Genomic DNA, 17,991 nt, shown 5'->3' on the forward strand with positions numbered 1-17,991 from the left:
CAGGAACTAGTGTACTGGTTTCTTGGAGGCAGTGGGGAGATGGGCGAGGAAAACGGCGGCCAGTGTACTGCCGCCGCCACAGTGGCGTACGGCGGCGAGGGGCGTCACAGCTCGCGTGCCAGGACCTGGCCGACCAGGTCCTTGCCAAAGCTGTGATGCGCCTCTTCCTCCACCAGCTGGAAACCGGCCTTGTCGTAGATCCGCCGGGCATCGGTGAGGATGCTGTTGGTCCACAACACCATTTTCGTATAGCCGACCTGGCGGCTGAAGCGCAGGCATTCTTCGACCAGGCGGCTGCCGATGCCCAGGCCGCGCGCGCAGGGATCGACATACAGCAGGCGCAGCTTGGCCGTCGTATCGTCCTGGCGCACGATGAAGACGGAACCGATCACCTTGCCGTCCTTTTCGGCGATCCAGCAGCGCTCACGGGCAGGATTGAATTCCCGCACGAAAAAGCGGCCCTGGAGAGGGTGGCCTTGGCTGTTACGGAAATCATGGAAGCTTGGCTTATGTCGGATAACATCTATCCCAGAGAAATAAGCCTTTGATTTCAAAAGAACTTTTCAAGTTCTTCATAGCGACAGGCTTCTGAATTTGACATGGGCATGAAAAATCCCTCATATGTATCATTAAAACTAAAAAATTTCGGCTTACAGTTCGCTTGTGATAAACAACACTCACAGGCGGCGAGTGTGGTCGTACTGACTATAAGATCATGAAATTTCACACCTAAAAGATGCAGGTGTGGACTGGACTGCTCCCTTGGCACCGTCTGGCGCCCACAGTCTTTTTTCGGTACTCTATGAACTGTGGTATAAGACATGAATTTTCCACACATTTTTTGTGGCAAAACTGCTAGAAAGACGAAGTTGAAGACAAAAAAAAAGAGCCTAACATTTATTGATATCTTCGCTGGATGTGGTGGGCTGAGTTATGGACTCATGGCGGCGGGATGGAAAGGTTTGTTTGCCGTCGAACGGGACGAGAATGCATTTGCCAGCCTTAATGAGAATTTGATAAAAAAAGGTGGAAAAAACCAATTCGTCTGGCCTAAATGGTTGCCTAAAACGCCACATGGAGTCGATGATGTGCTTGCTACGCATCGTGAAGCCTTGCTGGCTCTACGTGACAAAGTCGATTTGCTAGCAGGCGGGCCGCCTTGCCAAGGTTTCTCTGCCGCGGGACGGCGAGTGGCAAATGACCCAAGGAATCATTTAACTGAGTCATATCTCAACTTTGTATCGCTTGTCAGACCAAGAATTGTCCTTATCGAAAACGTGAAAGGGATAGCCGTCGACTTCGATGATGCAAATGAGGAAAGTGGAAAGATAAATTATGCTAAACGGATAATGCAAGCTTTATCTGCAGACTATACAGTCCATGCGGAGATTCTTGATACGTCATTATTTGGGGTACCCCAAAAACGGAAGCGTTTTTTCATAATTGCCACAAGAAAAGATGTGGAAGTTAGTTACGGTGAAACTCCGTTTAAATTTATTGAGCGGTTACGCTATGCATTTCTAGCTGAAAAAGGAATCTCTTCACCTGTTTCTGCTAAAAGCGCTATATCAGACTTAGAGATTATACGAAATGGTGTTAGGCCGAGTAGTGATTCGGTAAATTTTGAAGAGATTGGATATAAGGGGCCACTTACTGCTTATCAACGGCTTATGAATGCAGGAGCTGGAGCGAACGTGACCGACACCAGACTTGCCCGTCACAGACCCGAGATTAAATCTAGATTTGAGAAGATAATCGAACTGTGTCATGCCGATGGAAGACTAAATATTTCAATTTCTCCTGAATTACGTGCAAGCTTCGGCCTTAAAAAATGCGCAATACGTGTTCTAGATCCGGAAAATCCATCGCCGACCATTACAAGTATGCCAGACGATCTAATTCACTACTCTGAGCCTCGCACGCTTACTGTTAGGGAGAATGCGCGCCTTCAGAGCTTTCCTGATAACTTTGTATTTAAGGGAAAGTACACTACGGGCGGTGATCGAAGAAGACGCGAAGTACCTCGATTTACGCAAGTTGCAAACGCCGTACCCCCGCTCGTCGCTGAAGCTATTGGCCGGGCACTGATTGACTATCTTGCATCGAAGACTAATGCGATGGAGGTTTTAAAGACTGCGAAAGTTTCTCAAAGTCCTCGTGATGTTGCAATAGATCCAGCCTAAGCTGTTTCATATGCGCACTTGTATATTCCTCACCTTTGCGATTCATTAATTTTCGAACAAATCCACTCACCTCGACTCGAACGTGAGCAAGCACGTTTCTTTTCGGGATGGCCTTTTCGATATAAGCAACTAGTTTCTCATCCCAATTTTCAGCATCTGCCTTAGCTTTGAGAATTTTCCTAAGTAACTGAAGACGATTAATGCTGGTATAGGTCCCGTGTTGATCAAATAGATCGGAGGGGTGTTTTGCTGCTCTGATTGCTGCAATTGACGCCGCAAATTTTTCGCTAATTTTTTCGACGTCTATTTTAATTTGTGCTAATGCTTTTTCCTGCGTATCTGCGTCAGCGCTGTCAAATGCATCTATCAGAGCATCCATAACATAGTGGTCTATGTCGCTTGTCGTACCCATCACAATGCCGCGTGAATGGTCAATGTCGATTACTTTCTTTACAAGTGCTTCGAAAACCCCAAAAGCGGTATCTGGAAGTTCATTACGCGTTGAGCAAAAAACTCCTTGTACTCCTTGCTTGAGAACCATTGCGTTGAGATCCCCGGCCTGCGATGAATAGAAGACCACATCGCGATACGGAATGTGTGCACGGACTTCTATTAGCCCTTCATCTCCTTTTTTTCCTGGACCTAAGTCATAGTCCATCAAAATTAAGTCGACGTGATCGCTATAGACGTCGTCAGCTAAACACTCGACTGCCGCCTCGACAGTATCAACGTACTTAACCTGAAGACGAAAACCTTGTGCTCGTACATTTCGTTCTAGTTTTTCTCGCTGTGATTGCACTAAATCTTGTTGGTTCTCAACCCAGAGCAAGTTGAAGTCTAGTCTCATCGCGAAATCCTTATTAGAAATACGGTGCCTTTTCCCCCTGGCCCCCTTGTGGCTTGTATTGTTCCGTTCATTTCGCCAAGCACCATACGTACGTGATAAAGCCCTAGTCCAGAGCCATCGGTTGTAGTGAAGCCTTTTTCGAAAACCCTGCCGACATCTTCAATCAATTCGTCAAATCCTCGTCCATTATCTGTAACCGATATGTGGATTGAGTCGCGAGCGGGATGAGTAATGTCGAAATTGATATTATGTGCTCGAGCCTTCTTTGCATTCGCAATCAAGTTATCTACTACAACCGAAATATCTATAGGTTTAAATTTTTGTTCAAACCCTTTCCCGTCGGACTTTACAAAAACTTTGAGTGGTCCAAAAAGGAAATCCTTAGCGACACCGTTGATATATTGATCAATGTATTCACCCAAATCAGCTTTAATCTGTTCTGACTCAAGTCGAAAGTTTGCTTTTGTAGCAAATTTAGAAACGCCCATCACCTTTTTGTTCAGTAAGGAGATTCGCTCAACGGCGCTAAGTATGTCAGATCTTTGTATAAATTCCTGTCCAGAGATACGGACCAGAAAATTCTCTATTTGTTGATTAATGTCCACCGCATACATTGTGACCTGATGGTGGAGATTGAGAATTGTTTGAGTGTCGAGGGATGCTATTGACGTCAAAAAGAGATTTCTCTTCTTCTCTTCGGCTAGTTGTACGGTTGTACGCTCAGCTTTCGCTTCCGCAGCCTCTGCACGTTGCTCGGCTTTCTCTTTTGCGCGTCGTTCTTCGTCAGCTTGAATACGTGCTAATTCTTCAGCCTTACGAAGTTCAGCGAAACGTTTCTCTGCTTCCTCAATGTTATCGAATAAAAACTTATCTTGGGTTTTCTCAGCGATTGCACGTAGACTCCCAAGCGAAGCTTCAAATTGAGAAGACCGTTCATCGAGGATGCCAACGAGCCGTCGATTATAGTCAAGAAGTTCAACCTCTTGGTTATCTACAAGTTTTGCAACTGCTGCAGTCACGCGAGCGCGACCAGGATCCGTAAGCAAACGCGAAACATCGCCTGTATTTTTGTCTTCTTTGTCCACAAACGTTACTGGGACTACATATCGCTCTAGGCGTTTTAGGCATTGCTCCCGAACGCATTTCCGCAGCTGAAGTGCAGCTTTGGTGGCTATTAATCCAGAGTCTCGACTAGAGGATTCTTGAAAATTTTCATCAGTCCCAGATACATCTATTCGGCCGATTAGATCGCGTGTCCCCAGAAACCTTGAGAAGCCTTGTTGCTTTCTACGGTCAATTCCAAACCAATCATCGCCTTCTTCGCCAATGGGAAAAACGCGAAAACCATTTCGAAAAAGAAAAATTGAACCAAACTGGACGGATGGAACACCCATTCGCTTAGCGAATGTAATCTTGGCTGACTGGTTTAGAAAGAAGACCTTTGCCGAAAACCCAGATCCTATGAGCAATGGGTAGGCGTTAGGTTCTCGAACACGATAGATAAGTTCGCCGCGGTCTGTTAAAGAACTTTCTAGACGACCGTCTTCAGCGATATGAACTTCGATAAATGTTGTTTTTTCCTGTAATGTGGAAAAAATGAAATTGCCAACAGGTCCATTGACCATAGAGTTTGGCGAGAGTTCTTCGCCTTTCTTACTCTCTTGAATTGCAAGTAAAGCGTCTGCACTTTCTTCATCTGGAGCGCGAACGACGATCCGAAAGCCGTCTGAGTCAGCACCGAAAGGGTTGATAAGCTTAGAAAGTGCAGATTTTAGTCGTAGAATATCTTCGCGTCTCCAAGGTCGTCGCAGTCCCTCTATGGTAATAGCTGTGCCATGAGCGATGGTCGGTATCCCTGCAGGGATACCGAAGCCGGAGGTCTTTTCTACATACTCAACTGGAATACTTTCGAATCGGTCAAAATGATTGACATCAAAACGATTCCAATCAACTCGAAGAGTATGTACGGGCCCGTTTATTGCTGAACGTTGCCGAGACTGCAGAATAACCACCTCGCCCAATCGATCCGATGAAAATCGGCCAATCCCTTTACTGCCAGCGTATCGTCGCCTATCAGAAATTTCGTCACGGAAGTCTGCGGGGCGTTGTCGCTTGGAAGAATAAGCGACAAATAGCCACTTAGTTTCAATATCTTCCTGAGACATACCTGCCCCGTTGTCTGCGACTACGATAGCCTGATCGTCAAAATGGATGTCAACCTGACTTGCGCCTGCGTCAAACGAGTTCTTAACCAACTCGAAGATGGCAACTTCATCATTTGTAATGAGCTCACTGCCAAGAACGCTTTTTAAGCCACTACTGACATCAAAATGAAGAGTCGTTGGCGGATTCTGAGCTTGAGTAGTTGAGATAATGTTTCCCATTATTTATCTTTTGTTAAGATTTGCGGCGACTCCAAGTCGGTAAATATCACACTTCAACTTTTAGTCAGTTTTTTAGGCGTTTAGTTGCCGGGGCCGCTAACGTTTTAGTTTTTTACGAAGTGTATCAACAAATCTTAATAAATTTGGTAAAGGGATCAATATTTGCATTGTCTGCTACATTTTTTCACTATCGGTGACACAGGTTTTTTACCAACCTGCCATAGTTTTTACTTTCTGTGTCATCCCACATGGCTTAAACGTCAATATTCCCCGCGCGCAACGCGTTATTTTCAATAAACGCCCGGCGTGGTTCCACGTCGTCGCCCATCAGGGTGGTGAATATCTGGTCGGCCGCAATCGCGTCTTCGATCTGCACTTTCAACAAGCGGCGCACGGTCGGGTCCATCGTCGTTTCCCACAGCTGGTCCGGGTTCATTTCGCCCAGACCTTTGTAGCGCTGTTTCGAGACGGTGCGTTCGGCTTCGTCGCGCAGCCATTGCATGGCCTGGTGGAAGTCGACCACGGCGATTTCCTTCATGCGCTCGCCTTCGCCGCGGCGGACAAACGCGCCTTCGCCGATCAAGCCTTCGAAGGTGGCGGCGCCGCTGCTCAGCACGGCGTAGTCCGGGCCTTGCACGAAGTCCGCGTCGATGGCCGTCACTTTGACGTTGCCGTGGTGCATGCGTTCGATGTGCAGCTTGTGTTTTTCCGACAAATCATCGGAACGCACGTGCACGCGCACGGCGCTGTCGTTGATGGCCGTCTGCAGGGCCAGGGCGGAAGCTTCCGCCTGGTCCAGGGTCGACAGGTCCAGCTGCACGCCCGTCATGATGGCCGTCAGGGCGGCGCGGTCGATGACGCGCGTCAGACGCGTCATGATGGTGTTCGACAGGTTGAACTTGCGCACCAGTTCCGTCAGGGTGTCGCCGGAAATGCCTTCCGCGCCTTCGCGCGGCACCAGCACGGCCGTGTTCAGCGCCACCGTCATCATGTAGCTTGCTTCCTCGGCGTCATCTTTCAGATAGCGCTCGTCGCGGCCCGCTTTCACTTTGTACAGCGGCGGTTGCGCGATGTAGATGTGGCCGCGCTCGACCAGTTGCGGCATCTGGCGGTAGAACAGGGTCAGCAACAGGGTACGGATGTGGGCGCCGTCGACGTCCGCATCGGTCATGATGATGATGCGGTGGTAGCGCAGCTTCTCGACGTTGAATTCGTCCGGTCCGATCGAGGTGCCGAGGGTGGCGATCAGGGTGGTGATCTGCTCCGACGACAGCATTTTTTCGAAACGGGCTTTTTCCACGTTCAAGACTTTACCGCGCAGCGGCAGGATCGCCTGGAACTTGCGGTCGCGCCCCTGTTTTGCCGAGCCGCCTGCCGAGTCACCCTCGACGATGTACAGTTCGCACAGGGCAGGGTCTTTTTCCTGGCAGTCGGCCAGCTTGGCCGACAGGCCCAGGCCGTCCATGATGCCTTTGCGGCGCGTCAGGTCGCGGGCCTTGCGGGCCGCTTCGCGGGCGCGCGCCGCTTCGACGATCTTGCCGCAAATGATCTTGGCGTCGTTCGGTTTTTCTTGCAGGTAATCTGCCAGGGTCTTGGCGACGATCTCTTCGACGGGGCCGCGCACTTCCGACGACACCAGCTTGTCTTTCGTCTGCGACGAGAATTTCGGTTCCGGCACTTTCACGGACAAGACGCAGGTCAGGCCTTCGCGCATGTCGTCGCCGTTGATTTCCACTTTCGCCTTCTTGGCGAATTCCTGCTCGTCGATGTATTTGTTGATCACGCGCGTCATGGCGGCGCGCAAGCCCGTCAGGTGGGTGCCGCCGTCGCGTTGCGGGATGTTATTCGTAAAGCACAATACCTGTTCATTGTAGGCATCGTTCCACTGCATCGACACATCGACCGTGATGTTGGTGCCCTGGTCCGACAGGCGCTCGCCCGTGGCCTGGAAAATGGTCGGGTGCAAGACCGACTTGGCCTTGTTGATGTATTCGACGAAGCCGCGCGTGCCGCCTTCGAAGGCGAACACTTCTTCCTTGCCCGTGCGCTGGTCGGACAGCTTGATGTTGACGCCGTTGTTCAGGAAGGACAGTTCGCGGATGCGCTTGGCCAGGATTTCGTAGTGGAATTCCACGTGCGTGAAAATCTCTTCGTCGGCCCAGAAATGCACTTCCGTGCCGCGCTTGTCCGTCTCGCCGATGACCTTGATCGGCGACGTCGCGACGTCGCCGGCCATGACGATCTGGCGGTCTTGCGGCACGCCGCGCACGAATTCCATGTAGTGGACCTTGCCGTCGCGGCGGATGGTCAGTTTCAGCAATTTCGACAGGCCATTCACGCAGGACACACCCACGCCGTGCAAACCGCCCGATACTTTATAGGAGTTCTGGTCGAACTTGCCGCCCGCGTGCAGTTCGGTCATGACGATTTCCGCCGCCGAACGCTTCGGATCGTGCTTGTCGTCCATTTTCAGGCCGGTCGGCACACCGCGGCCATTGTCGGTGATCGAGATCGAATTGTCGCTGTGGATGGTGACGTGGATTTCCGTGCAATGGCCGGCCAGCGATTCATCGATGGAGTTGTCCAGCACCTCGAATACCAGATGGTGCAAGCCGGTGCCGTCCGAGGTGTCGCCAATGTACATGCCCGGGCGTTTGCGTACGGCTTCCAGGCCTTCCAGGATCTGGATGGAGGCGGCGCCGTATTCTTCCGTTTTGGCCTGGATCGGGGTGTCTTGTGGATTCTCGGACATGGACTGCTTTCTCAAATAACGATTGCTGATTGATTCGGGGCTGCTGGCTGATGACCGTAGGTCGGGTTAGCCGGAACGGCGTAACCCGACAGACGGCGCTCAGCATGTCGGATGACGCTGCGCTCATCCGACCTACGTCACTGCTGTGGTCTTTAGATCCGCATCGGCATGACGACATATTTGAAGTCGGCATTGTCCGGGATGGAGATCAGGGCGGACGAATTCGAGTCGCCCAGCGCGATGTTGACGTATTCGCATTTCAGGTTGTTCAGCACGTCCAGCAGATACGTCACGTTAAAGCCGATGTCGACGGAATCGCCGCCGTAGTCGATTTCCAGCTCTTCGACGGCTTCTTCCTGGTCCGCATTGGTCGAGCTGATCTTCATGCTGCCCGGGGTGATGATGCAGCGCACGCCCTTGAACTTGTCGCTGGTCATGATGGCGGCACGTTGCAGCGAGCGCAGCAGTTCATCGCGGCCGATGGTGAAGTCGTTCTTGTAGCCTTTAGGAATCACGCGCGTGTAGTCGGGGAACTTGCCTTCCACCAGCTTCGAGATCAGCTCGATGTCGGCAAAGGTCAGTTTCACCTGGTTGGCGGCGATGTCCAGCTGCACCGGTTCATCGTTCTCTTCCAGCAAACGCTGCAGTTCGATGATGGTCTTGCGCGGGATAATCACTTCCTGGCGCGCGAACGTCTGCTCGGTGGCGACCTGGCAAAACGCCAGGCGGTGGCCGTCGGTGGCCACGGCGATGACATTATTGCCATCCAGAACCAGCAGCAAGCCGTTCAGGTAATAGCGGATGTCTTGTTGCGCCATCGAGAAATGCACCATGTTGAACAGGTGCTTCAGCGTTTTCTGGGGCAGGGTGACGGACGCGTTGTAGCTTTCCGCCTGCTGCACGGTCGGAAACTCTTCCGCCGCCAGGGTTTGCAGCGCGAAGCGCGACTTGCCCGTTTGCACGGTCAGGCGCTTGTTGAGCAGGGTCATCGTGACGTCGCCCGATTCGGGCAGGGCGCGCAGGATGTCGAGCAGCTTGCGCGCGGCCACGGTGGTGCCGGTGACGTCCGCGCCGGAACCGATTTCCGCGTGCGTGGTGATCTGCACTTCGGTGTCGGTCGACAGGAAGGAGACATTTTCACCGTCTTTGCGGATGAGGATATTGGCCAGAATCGGCATAGTGTGCCGACGCTCGACAATACCGCTCACGATCTGCAGTGGCCGGAGAAGGGTATCTCGGGTGGTTTTGACCAATTGCATATTTATCCTCAATGTATAGGTTGAACAGTACGACGTTTAACGTATTAATTTAACAATTCTTGCCATGGGGAGCCCCGACAGACCGGCTGCGGCGCCCTCCCAGATAATAAGGGTAAAGCACGTTTTGAGCCAGTCTTGCCCAGTCGTGCTTGCAACGCCTGACAAAACCGTGGCGAGCGGCAGTGAGTTGTGGCCGAGACGCGGAGCTGTGCTTTAGCACAGTGAGCATCGGAGGCCGCAAAGCGCGACGCGCAGCAGGTTTGGTCAGGTGTTCTTAACCCTTCAAGGTTTGTTCCAGTACATGCAATTCATGGTTGCATTCCGGATTCTTGGTGCGGTCCAGCGCGATCTTGCGCACGGCATGCAGCACCGTGGTGTGGTCGCGGCCGCCGAACAGCTCGCCGATTTCCGGCAGGCTCTTCTGTGTCAATTCCTTGGCCAGGTACATGGCGATCTGGCGCGGCCGGGCGATATTCGCGGGGCGGCGCTTCGAATACATGTCGGCAACCTTGATATTGAAGAAGTCGGCTACCGTTTTCTGGATGTTTTCCACGGAAATCTGGCGGTTCTGCACCGACAGCAAGTCCTTCAGGGCTTCCTTGACGATATCGATGGTGATGTCTTTGCCATGGAAGCGCGAATACGCCAGAATTTTGCGCAGCGCGCCTTCCAGCTCGCGCACGTTCGAGCGCAGGTGCTTGGCGACAAAGAAGGCCACGTCGTCGGAGAAGGTCACGCCTTCCTGCTTGGCTTTTTTCAACAGAATCGCCACGCGCATTTCCAGTTCCGGCGGTTCGATGGCCACCGTCAGGCCCGAGTCGAAGCGCGAAATCAGGCGGTCGTCCATGCCCGTGATTTCTTTCGGATACGTATCCGAGGTGATGATGATCTGTTTCTTCGCGGCAATTAATGCCTCGAACGCATAGAAAAACTCTTCCTGCGTGCGGCTCTTGCCGCCAAAGAACTGGATATCATCGATCAGCAGCATGTCGAGCGAGTGATAGTAGTGCTTGAAATCGTCGAAACCCTTGCGCTGGTAAGCGGTCACTACGTCGCGAACGTACTGTTCCGCGTGGATGTAGCGGATTTTCGCGCCCGGATTGTCGGCCATTACCTGGTTGCCGATGGCGTGGATCAAGTGGGTCTTGCCCAGGCCGACGCCGCCGTAGAAGAACAGCGGGTTATACGACACGCCCGGATTGTTCGCTACCTGGATGGCGGCGGCGCGCGCCAGCTGGTTGGCCTTGCCGGTCACGAAGCTGTCGAAGGTCAGGTCGGTGTTGATGCGGCTCTGCTCGCGGCGCGGCGCGGCGCCGATGCTCAGTTCCGGCACGCTGGGCTGCGGTTCCGCCGGGCGCGCGCTGGGCGCGCCGCCATTCGGATCGCTGGCCGGGGTGCTGGCGGTGACTGGCTTTTTCGGCAGGGCCAGGCGCGGGTCGAGCACGAACTGCACTTCCGTCGGCGCTTCGAAATACTGTATGGCCAGCGCCGTGATGCGGCTGGCGAACTGGGTCTTGACCCAATCGAGCTTGAAGCGATTGGGCGCAGCAATGCGCAGCTTGCCCTCTTCGTAATCGAGAGGGATAAGCGGTTTGATCCACGCACTGAATTGTTGCGGTGTCAGCTCCAGTTCCAACTGCGCGGAACAGGCCTGCCAGAAATTATCCATGTATGTCTATGTGAAAAGGTGTGGGAGGGCGTATCGATTCTGCCCTGCGGTCACCGTGTTGCAAGGCCGGCGTCGCGCGAGGGCTCGCCACACGTAACGCGCTATTCTACTCCCGACTGCCAAAGTTATCCACAGGCACGACGCTTATTTTTGTGTGGCGGGGTGGGGCGCCGTGTGTATAAGAAGCGACTTATCCCCCGGTTATCCCGTCACAGGCAGTGCTGGCGCGGCCTGCGGCGCAGGCGGAGAGCTGCGCGCAAATTTCCTGGCGATCACGGCAATCCTTGACAAGAGGGGGGCATATGCTGAATAATTCAGGGTTCCCCGCCCGTATTCCGTGTTTATTCATTTGGAACGACAATATGGACTAAGCGTGGATTAACGACGCAGTACCAAATCGTAGCGAGCGGAGATGAGTTGTGGCTGAGGCGCGCAACTGTGCGAAGGCACAGTGAGCACCGGAGGCCGCAAATCGCTCCGCGTAGTAGATTTGGTGCGCGTTCAAGCGGGCGATGAGATTGGCCAGCTTGTGCCTTGGCATAAGTGCGCGATTGTCATTGGCACCAAAAACTGACGGGACGTCAGACCCGATTTTGCATTTTTTTTGTTTTTAGCGAGACCAACATGAAACGTACTTACCAACCTTCCGTCGTTCGCCGCAAGCGTACGCACGGCTTCCGCGCTCGTATGGCTACCCGTGGTGGCCGTGATGTGCTCAACGCACGTCGCGCAAAGGGCCGCAAACGTCTGGCCGTCTAGGCTTGTCGTTGACAGCTGATCGCGTGGCTAGCTGTACTCCAGTCGGCAATCAACGCGAAGGTTCACACGACTTCGCGCGCTTTCGGCGTATCGTTAAAACGGATGAATTTTCATCCGTTTTTCGTTTGCGCCCTTCGCAAAAAACAGCGCATTTTGTGCTGTACACCCGACACAATCAATTGCCGCATGCGCGGCTGGGCGTCGTTGTGGCCAAGCGTTTCGCGCCGCGCGCGGCGACCCGCAACACGATCAAGCGCGTCACGCGCGAGCTGTTTCGCAACAGCGCGATGCCGCCGGTCGACTGCGTGGTGCGTTTGTCGCGCGCCGTCAACAGCAAGGATGGCCCGGCCACCACGACCCGGCTCAAAGCCGAGCTGCGTGAAGAATTGAGCCGCCTGTTCGCGGCGCAAATCGCCGCCCAGGCCCGTTCTGTTGCTGCGCCACCACCATCCGTGCCATGAAAACCCTGCTGCTGTTCCTGCTGCGCGCTTATCAGTTGCTGATCAGCCCCATGCTGGGACAGAATTGCCGTTTCTATCCGAGCTGTTCGCATTACGCGATGGAAGCGCTGCGCGTGCACGGTACGGCCAAGGGCAGCCTGCTGGCTGCCAAGCGCCTGTGCCGTTGCCACCCCTGGAATGAAGGGGGCGTCGACCCGGTGCCGCCGGCCGATGGCAAACAATCTTCAACGACCGCTTGCGGTTGCAACCACTCCTGACAAATACCCTAATGGATATCAATAAACGTACCATCCTGTGGATCGTGTTTTCCGTCTCGCTGGTAATTCTCTGGAACGAATGGATGATCTCGAACGGCAAGCCGTCGATGTTCTCCGCGAACACGGAACAAACCGCCAAGGCGCCTGTCACCCCGGCCAAGACGGCCGCCCTGGCGCCCGCCGGCGCAACCGCCGTGCCTGGCGAAGCGACCGATCCCGCCGCGTTCAAGCGCGAAGTGATTACCATCACCACCGACGTCATCAAGGTCGATATCGACACCCTGGGCGGCCAGGTCAAGCGTCTGGAATTGCTGAAATTCAAGGGCGCGGGCAATCCGGGCTGGTTCGGCGGCTGCTTCGGCCTGTTCAAATGGTGCCAGCCTGACGAAGGCAAGCAAAACGAAGTGCTGTTCGACGTTGGCGCCAACCACACCTACCTGGCGCAGTCGGGCCTGGTCGGCGGTCCTTTCCCCACGCATAACACGGGCTTTACCGTACAGCCTGGCGTACGCACCCTGGCGGACGGAAAGCAAATCCAGCTGGTCATGGAAGCGGTCGAAGGCGGCGTCAAGCTGACCAAGACGTTTACCTTCAAGCGCGGCGACTACGTCATCGACGTGCGCCACGACGTGGCCAACGTGGGCGCCGCGCCCGTCACGCCGCAGCTGTACCTGCAACTGACGCATGACGGCAACAAGCCGGTCGGCGACTCGTTCTTCAACAGCAGCTTCACCGGTCCTACCCTGTACACGCCGCAGGACAAGTACCAGAAGATGACGTTCGAGAAGATCGAAAAAGCGGCCGTGGAAGATGAGAAGAAGGGCAACGACAACGCCATGAAGGGCCTGCATCCGCAATCGGCGAATGGCGGCTGGTTTGCGATTTCGCAACACTTCTTCGTGTCGGCCTTCGTCCCGCCAGAAAACGTCAAGCGCGACATCTTCACGAAAAAGCTCGACACCAACCTGTACGCCATCGGCAACGTGCTGCCGCTGCCGACCCTGGCGCCTGGCGCCTCGGCCAGCATGGACAGCAAGCTGTACTCGGGTCCGCAAATCGCGCACCTGCTGGAAGCCGTTTCGCCCGGCCTGGAACTGGTCAAGGATTACGGCTGGCTGACCATCATCGCCAAGCCGATCTTCTGGGTCATGGAACACATCCACAGCGTGCTCGGTAACTGGGGCTGGACCATCATCGCCTTCACGATCCTGATCAAGCTGGCGTTCTTCCCCCTGTCGGCCGCCGGCTACCGCAGCATGGCGAAGATGAAACTGGTCACGCCGAAGATGCAGGCGATCCGCGAGCGCTACAAGGGCGATCCGCAAAAGATGAACCAGGCCACGATGGAGCTGTACAAGACGGAAAAGATCAATCCGCTGGGCGGCTGCCTGCCGATCCTGATCCAGATGCCCGTCTTTATCGCCCTGTACTGGGTGCTGAACGCGTCCGTGGAAATCCGCGGCGCGCCATGGATCGGCTGGATCACCGACCTGGCCCAGCATGACCCATGGTGCATCCTGCCGGTGCTGTACGCGATCTCGATGTACATCACGACCAAGCTGAACCCGGCCCCGGCCGATCCGATGCAAGCGAAGATGATGCTGTTCATGCCACTGGCATTCTCGGTGATGTTCTTCTTCTTCCCGTCGGGCCTGGTACTCTACTGGGTCGTCAACAACGTCCTGTCGATCGGCCAGCAATGGGTGATCACCAAGAAATACGCGCCGTCCACTGTGTAAGCAGGGTTAGCGAAGTAAAAGCCCGCCTAGTGCGGGCTTTTTAATTCTTGTAGGTCGGATTAGCGTGGCAAGGCCACGCGTAATCCGACACTATCGCCAGCGTGTGCTGCGTCGGCTTACGCGCTGCGCGCTAAGCCGACCTACGTTGCTGCACCTTCCCTTGCCGTACCTATTACAATATCCCCATGAAACTCGACTCTTCCCCTATCGCCGCCATCGCCACCGCTCCCGGACGCGGCGGCATCGGCGTGGTACGCGCCTCCGGCAAAAATCTCGCCCCGCTGATGACGGCCCTGTTCGGTGCGCAAACGCTGAAACCGCGCCACGCCACCTATCTGCCGTTCACGGAAGCCGATGGCTCCATCATCGACCAGGGCATCGCCATCCACTTCAAGGGCCCGCATTCCTACACGGGCGAAGACGTGCTGGAATTGCAGGGCCACGGCGGCCCCATCGTGCTGCAGCTGCTGCTGGCGCGCGTGCTGGAAGCGGGCAAGGACAGCGGTCTGCGCCTGGCCGAACCGGGCGAATTCACGCGCCGCGCGTTTTTGAATGACAAGCTGGATCTGGCGCAAGCCGAAGCCGTGGCCGACCTGATCGACGCTTCCACGGAAGCGGCCGCCAAGTCCGCCTCGCAATCGCTGTCGGGCGCGTTTTCCAACACCATCCACGCGCTGGTGGAACAGGTGACGGGTTTAAGGATGCTGGTCGAGGCCACCCTGGATTTCCCGGAAGAGGAAATCGACTTCCTGGAAAAATCGAATGCGCGCGGTCAATTAAAAGCCGTCATCGAAGCGTTGCATAAAGTGTTTGCCCAGGCGGCGCAGGGCGCGCTGCTGCGCGAAGGCTTGAACGTGGTGCTGGCCGGCCAGCCGAACGTGGGTAAATCGTCGCTGCTGAACGCGCTGGCGGGCGCCGACGTGGCCATCGTCACGCCGATCGCCGGTACCACGCGCGACAAGGTCAGCGAAACCATCCAGATCGAGGGTATTCCGCTCAACATCATCGACACGGCCGGCATCCGCAGCGCGGGTGACACCATCGACGCCGTCGAGCGCATCGGCATCGAGCGCACCTGGGGCGAGATCGGCAAGGCGGACGTGATTTTGCACCTGCTCGACGCCGACCACGGCCCGACGCTGGCCGATGAAACCATCGTCGCCGCCTTCCCGGAAGGCGTGCCCGTGGTGCGCGTGTGGAACAAGATTGATCTGTCCGGCCACAAGCCCGGCGTCGACAACATGCCCGATGCCACCCACGTGTATCTCTCCGCGCACGAGCACATCGGCATCGACCTGCTGCGTGCCGAGCTCCTGCGCATCGCCGGCTGGCAGCAGACGGGCGAATCGCTGTACCTGGCACGCGAACGCCATCTGATCGCCTTGAAATCGGCCGGCAAGCATCTGGATATCGCCGCCGCGCACGCGGCGCAGGACGACCAGTCACTGGACCTGTTCGCCGAAGAACTGCGCCTGGCGCAGGTGCAGCTGTCGAGCATCACGGGCGAGTTTTCGCCCGACGATCTGCTGGGCGTGATCTTCAGCCGTTTCTGCATCGGCAAATAAGGAGAATCGGATGAAGCTGGTGCTCGCCGTCATGTTCGCCTGCCTGCCCCTGCTGGCTGGCGCGCAGGAAAAGTTGCCGCAGGACGTGGCGAAATTCGTCGAAAATGCGCAGATGTGCGAGCACTTCGCCGGCGAATGGGACGATAACGACAAGGCGCGCCAGCGCGAGATCACGCAGGCCGTGGCCAGCTCGTGCGGCCAGGCGCAGCGGCAGTGGAAGCGCTTGCGCGTGAAATACGCGAAGCAGCCTAAGCTGCAAAAAGTCATTGCCGAGAATGCCAATGACGCGGTGCGCAGTTTCCGGAAATAGGTGGCTGGATCCGTGATGCTGTCAGCTTCAACCCCCAGCATTTGCTGCTGGGTTTGATGAATTCACGGCCGCGTCATCCTTTCCTCCCCTTCGCCTGTTCTTCCTTGAACTTCTGGAACGCCTCGATATGCTCGGCGCGGCGCAGCACGCGCGAGTGCGGGTCGAGCGTGTACGTGGCGCCCGCCGGCAGGGGCAGTTCGCCAAAGCCCAGCGACATGGGAACGGTATGGATTTCTTTGCCGATACGCACTTCCACCGGCATCGGGAAGGCGATGTCGGCAGGCGTCTTCCATAGCAGGCGCAAGGTGTCGCCGTCGCGCACGGCGGACAGTTCCGGCAATGTCGCCTGGTACAGATAAACCTGGAAGAACCAGTCGTAATTGCTGTCCGTGACTTTGTTGACGATGGCCATGAATTCCGCCGTGCTGCCGTAGCGCGGCTGGAACTGGCCCGGCTGCGGCTGTTCCGTGCCGTAGACGAGCAGGCGCACGGCGCGGAAGAAGGCCTCGTCGCCGATCAGGCCGCGCAAGGTGTGCAGCACCAGCGCCCCTTTCACATACAGGTCGCCGCCCGGTCCGCCCTTTTTCAGGTCGTAGACTTCTTCCTCGCTTCTCGGCTTGCCCGAAACCATGGGCGCCTTGTTGACGATGCCGGCGCGCATTTGCTGCAACGAAGCAAAATACTCTTGCTCGCCCCGCAGGTACTGCATGTAGAGCGGCTGCATATACGTGCCGAAGCCTTCGTGCAGCCACATATCGTCCCAGTTGCTGTTGGTGAGCTGGTTGCCGAACCATTCATGGGCGAATTCATGCTGCAACAGCTCGTCGTAGCCATAGCTGGTCTTGGCGAATTTGTTCCCATAGGCATTGATGGTCTGGTGTTCCATGCCCTTGTGCGGGGTTTCGGCGATGCCGACTTTCTCATCGCCAAACGGGTAGGGGCCGATGACGCTTTCAAAAAAGTCTAGCATGGGCGGCAATTCCGCGAACAGGGCGCCCGCCTTGGCCTCGCTTTCCGGCAGGTACCAGAATTGCAGGGGGATGCGGTTGCCGTAGCGGCTCGCATACTCGCCCTGCAGGCTATGGTAGGGCGCCACGTTCAGGGCGATGCCATAGGTGCTCGGGTGTTTGGCGCGCCAGTGCCAGGTGCGCCAGCCGTCGGCCTCATCCATGCCGAGCGCGATGCCGTTGCCGGCCGCCACCAGCGGCGCCGGTACCTGAATGTGCTGGTCGATCAGCTGGGCCTTGCCCATCGGGTGGTCGATGCACGGCCAGAACAGGTCGCAGCCTTCGCCTTGCACGGCGCTGGCGAACCACGGCGCGCCAGCGGCGGTGCTCGACCACACCATGCCGCCATCCCACGGCGCTTTCACGGCGACGTGCGGCACGCCGTGGTAGACGATGCGGATGCTGGTGCGCGCGCCTGCCGCGAGGGTGGCCGGCAAGGTCATGCTCAGGCGGCCGTCCGGGTTGGCATAGTCTTGCGGTCGCAGCGCCTTGCCGTCGATTTCGATGGCATCGACGGGCAGGTTGCGGTCCAGGTCCAGCGCGAAACGCGAGATCGGCTGCGTGGCCAGGAAGGTCAGGCGCGCATCGCCGGCAATGCTGCGGCGGGCGGGATCGATGCGCAGGGTCAGGTCGGCGTGTTCGAACACCACCGCCAATTGTTCCGGCGTGCGTTCGGCACCCGAATTGAGGGTGTAGGCGGTGGGCGCGCGCGTGGCGCAGGCGCTGAGCAGCAGGCAGGAGAGCAGCAGGGGGATGTGTTTCATGGCGAGCGCGCAAGTGAGCGGAATACCGATTGTAG

General features: G+C 56.0%; 15 protein-coding genes. 7 read left to right on the forward strand and 8 right to left on the reverse strand.

All coding sequences use genetic code 11. From position 1 onward, the window contains the following. Positions 1–104: 104 nt before the first annotated feature. Positions 105–554: a GNAT family N-acetyltransferase gene (locus AC07VH_RS28035; protein WP_494788948.1), complete on the reverse strand. Its 450-nt coding sequence runs from the start codon at positions 552–554 to the stop codon at positions 105–107. Beyond that, positions 551–823, reverse strand: coding sequence for a hypothetical protein (locus AC07VH_RS28040; protein WP_494788949.1), 273 nt, complete (start codon positions 821–823; stop codon positions 551–553). The genes AC07VH_RS28035 and AC07VH_RS28040 overlap by 4 nt, the downstream gene beginning before the upstream one ends. Between AC07VH_RS28040 and AC07VH_RS28045 the strand changes: the two genes are divergently transcribed. Further along, complete coding sequence (locus AC07VH_RS28045) at positions 822–2,183, forward strand: DNA cytosine methyltransferase (protein ID WP_494788950.1); 1,362 nt, start codon at positions 822–824, stop codon at positions 2,181–2,183. The two genes, AC07VH_RS28040 and AC07VH_RS28045, sit on opposite strands and share 2 nt — an antisense overlap. Here AC07VH_RS28045 and AC07VH_RS28050 read toward each other — a convergent pair. The 5 genes from AC07VH_RS28050 to dnaA all read right to left on the reverse strand — a co-directional run bounded on the left by AC07VH_RS28050 (position 2,110) and on the right by dnaA (position 11,094). Further along, positions 2,110–3,030, reverse strand: a complete 921-nt coding sequence (locus tag AC07VH_RS28050; protein ID WP_494788951.1) for a hypothetical protein — start codon at positions 3,028–3,030, stop codon at positions 2,110–2,112. The genes AC07VH_RS28045 and AC07VH_RS28050 overlap by 74 nt on opposite strands. After that, the gene (locus AC07VH_RS28055) at positions 3,027–5,414 is read right to left on the reverse strand and encodes an ATP-binding protein (RefSeq protein WP_494788952.1); all 2,388 of its coding nucleotides are present in this window, start codon (positions 5,412–5,414) and stop codon (positions 3,027–3,029) included. The genes AC07VH_RS28050 and AC07VH_RS28055 overlap by 4 nt, the downstream gene beginning before the upstream one ends. A 253-nt stretch (positions 5,415–5,667) precedes the next feature. Next, a complete protein-coding gene (gene gyrB / locus AC07VH_RS28060; RefSeq protein WP_494788953.1) occupies positions 5,668–8,166 on the reverse strand; it encodes a DNA topoisomerase (ATP-hydrolyzing) subunit B in 2,499 nt (832 codons plus the stop codon). A 152-nt stretch (positions 8,167–8,318) separates the two neighbouring features. Then, positions 8,319–9,425 (reverse strand): DNA polymerase III subunit beta, encoded by a 1,107-nt coding sequence (dnaN, locus tag AC07VH_RS28065; protein WP_034754341.1) that lies wholly within the window; start codon positions 9,423–9,425, stop codon positions 8,319–8,321. A 274-nt stretch (positions 9,426–9,699) separates the two neighbouring features. Further along, complete coding sequence (dnaA, locus tag AC07VH_RS28070; RefSeq protein ID WP_070224767.1) at positions 9,700–11,094, reverse strand: chromosomal replication initiator protein DnaA; 1,395 nt, start codon at positions 11,092–11,094, stop codon at positions 9,700–9,702. 624 nt (positions 11,095–11,718) lie between these two features. Here dnaA and rpmH point away from each other — a divergent pair. The 6 genes from rpmH (at position 11,719) to AC07VH_RS28100 (ending at position 16,185) form a co-directional block, all read left to right on the forward strand. Next, positions 11,719–11,853 (forward strand): 50S ribosomal protein L34, encoded by a 135-nt coding sequence (gene rpmH / locus AC07VH_RS28075; protein ID WP_010401996.1) that lies wholly within the window; start codon positions 11,719–11,721, stop codon positions 11,851–11,853. A gap of 8 nt (positions 11,854–11,861) precedes the next feature. Continuing rightward, positions 11,862–12,314: a ribonuclease P protein component gene (gene rnpA / locus AC07VH_RS28080; RefSeq protein WP_494788954.1), complete on the forward strand. Its 453-nt coding sequence runs from the start codon at positions 11,862–11,864 to the stop codon at positions 12,312–12,314. Beyond that, positions 12,311–12,571 carry a membrane protein insertion efficiency factor YidD gene (gene yidD / locus AC07VH_RS28085; RefSeq protein WP_034754335.1) on the forward strand — a complete coding sequence of 87 codons (261 nt, stop codon included), beginning with the start codon at positions 12,311–12,313 and terminating at the stop codon, positions 12,569–12,571. Before rnpA ends, yidD begins: the two co-directional genes overlap by 4 nt. Before the next feature lie 11 nt (positions 12,572–12,582). Beyond that, positions 12,583–14,310, forward strand: a complete 1,728-nt coding sequence (yidC, locus tag AC07VH_RS28090; protein ID WP_494788955.1) for a membrane protein insertase YidC — start codon at positions 12,583–12,585, stop codon at positions 14,308–14,310. A gap of 185 nt (positions 14,311–14,495) precedes the next feature. Continuing rightward, on the forward strand, positions 14,496–15,875 hold the full coding sequence (gene mnmE, locus AC07VH_RS28095; protein WP_070291976.1) for a tRNA uridine-5-carboxymethylaminomethyl(34) synthesis GTPase MnmE: 1,380 nt from the start codon (positions 14,496–14,498) through the stop codon (positions 15,873–15,875). Between the two features lie 10 nt (positions 15,876–15,885). Continuing rightward, positions 15,886–16,185 (forward strand): hypothetical protein, encoded by a 300-nt coding sequence (locus AC07VH_RS28100; protein ID WP_475415128.1) that lies wholly within the window; start codon positions 15,886–15,888, stop codon positions 16,183–16,185. Positions 16,186–16,258: 73 nt separating this feature from the next. Here AC07VH_RS28100 and AC07VH_RS28105 read toward each other — a convergent pair whose 3' ends face one another. Next, positions 16,259–17,956 carry a M1 family metallopeptidase gene (locus AC07VH_RS28105; protein ID WP_494788956.1) on the reverse strand — a complete coding sequence of 566 codons (1,698 nt, stop codon included), beginning with the start codon at positions 17,954–17,956 and terminating at the stop codon, positions 16,259–16,261. Between the last annotated feature and the right edge of the window lie 35 nt (positions 17,957–17,991).

The organism is Janthinobacterium sp. GW821-FHT03C10 (assembly GCF_059420865.1).

Excerpts from the sequence above, each read along its gene's own strand:
- dnaA (WP_070224767.1), bottom strand. The coding sequence starts at position 11,094 with ATGGATAATTTCTGGCAGGCCTGTTCCGCGCAGTTGGAACTGGAGCTG.
- yidC (WP_494788955.1), top strand. The coding sequence starts at position 12,583 with ATGGATATCAATAAACGTACCATCCTGTGGATCGTGTTTTCCGTCTCG.
- gyrB (WP_494788953.1), bottom strand. The coding sequence starts at position 8,166 with ATGTCCGAGAATCCACAAGACACCCCGATCCAGGCCAAAACGGAAGAA.
- AC07VH_RS28040 (WP_494788949.1), bottom strand. The coding sequence starts at position 823 with ATGTCTTATACCACAGTTCATAGAGTACCGAAAAAAGACTGTGGGCGC.
- dnaN (WP_034754341.1), bottom strand. The coding sequence starts at position 9,425 with ATGCAATTGGTCAAAACCACCCGAGATACCCTTCTCCGGCCACTGCAG.
- rpmH (WP_010401996.1), top strand. The coding sequence starts at position 11,719 with ATGAAACGTACTTACCAACCTTCCGTCGTTCGCCGCAAGCGTACGCAC.
- mnmE (WP_070291976.1), top strand. The coding sequence starts at position 14,496 with ATGAAACTCGACTCTTCCCCTATCGCCGCCATCGCCACCGCTCCCGGA.
- AC07VH_RS28100 (WP_475415128.1), top strand. The coding sequence starts at position 15,886 with ATGAAGCTGGTGCTCGCCGTCATGTTCGCCTGCCTGCCCCTGCTGGCT.
- AC07VH_RS28105 (WP_494788956.1), bottom strand. The coding sequence starts at position 17,956 with ATGAAACACATCCCCCTGCTGCTCTCCTGCCTGCTGCTCAGCGCCTGC.
- AC07VH_RS28045 (WP_494788950.1), top strand. The coding sequence starts at position 822 with ATGAATTTTCCACACATTTTTTGTGGCAAAACTGCTAGAAAGACGAAG.
- AC07VH_RS28055 (WP_494788952.1), bottom strand. The coding sequence starts at position 5,414 with ATGGGAAACATTATCTCAACTACTCAAGCTCAGAATCCGCCAACGACT.
- AC07VH_RS28050 (WP_494788951.1), bottom strand. The coding sequence starts at position 3,030 with ATGAGACTAGACTTCAACTTGCTCTGGGTTGAGAACCAACAAGATTTA.
- yidD (WP_034754335.1), top strand. The coding sequence starts at position 12,311 with ATGAAAACCCTGCTGCTGTTCCTGCTGCGCGCTTATCAGTTGCTGATC.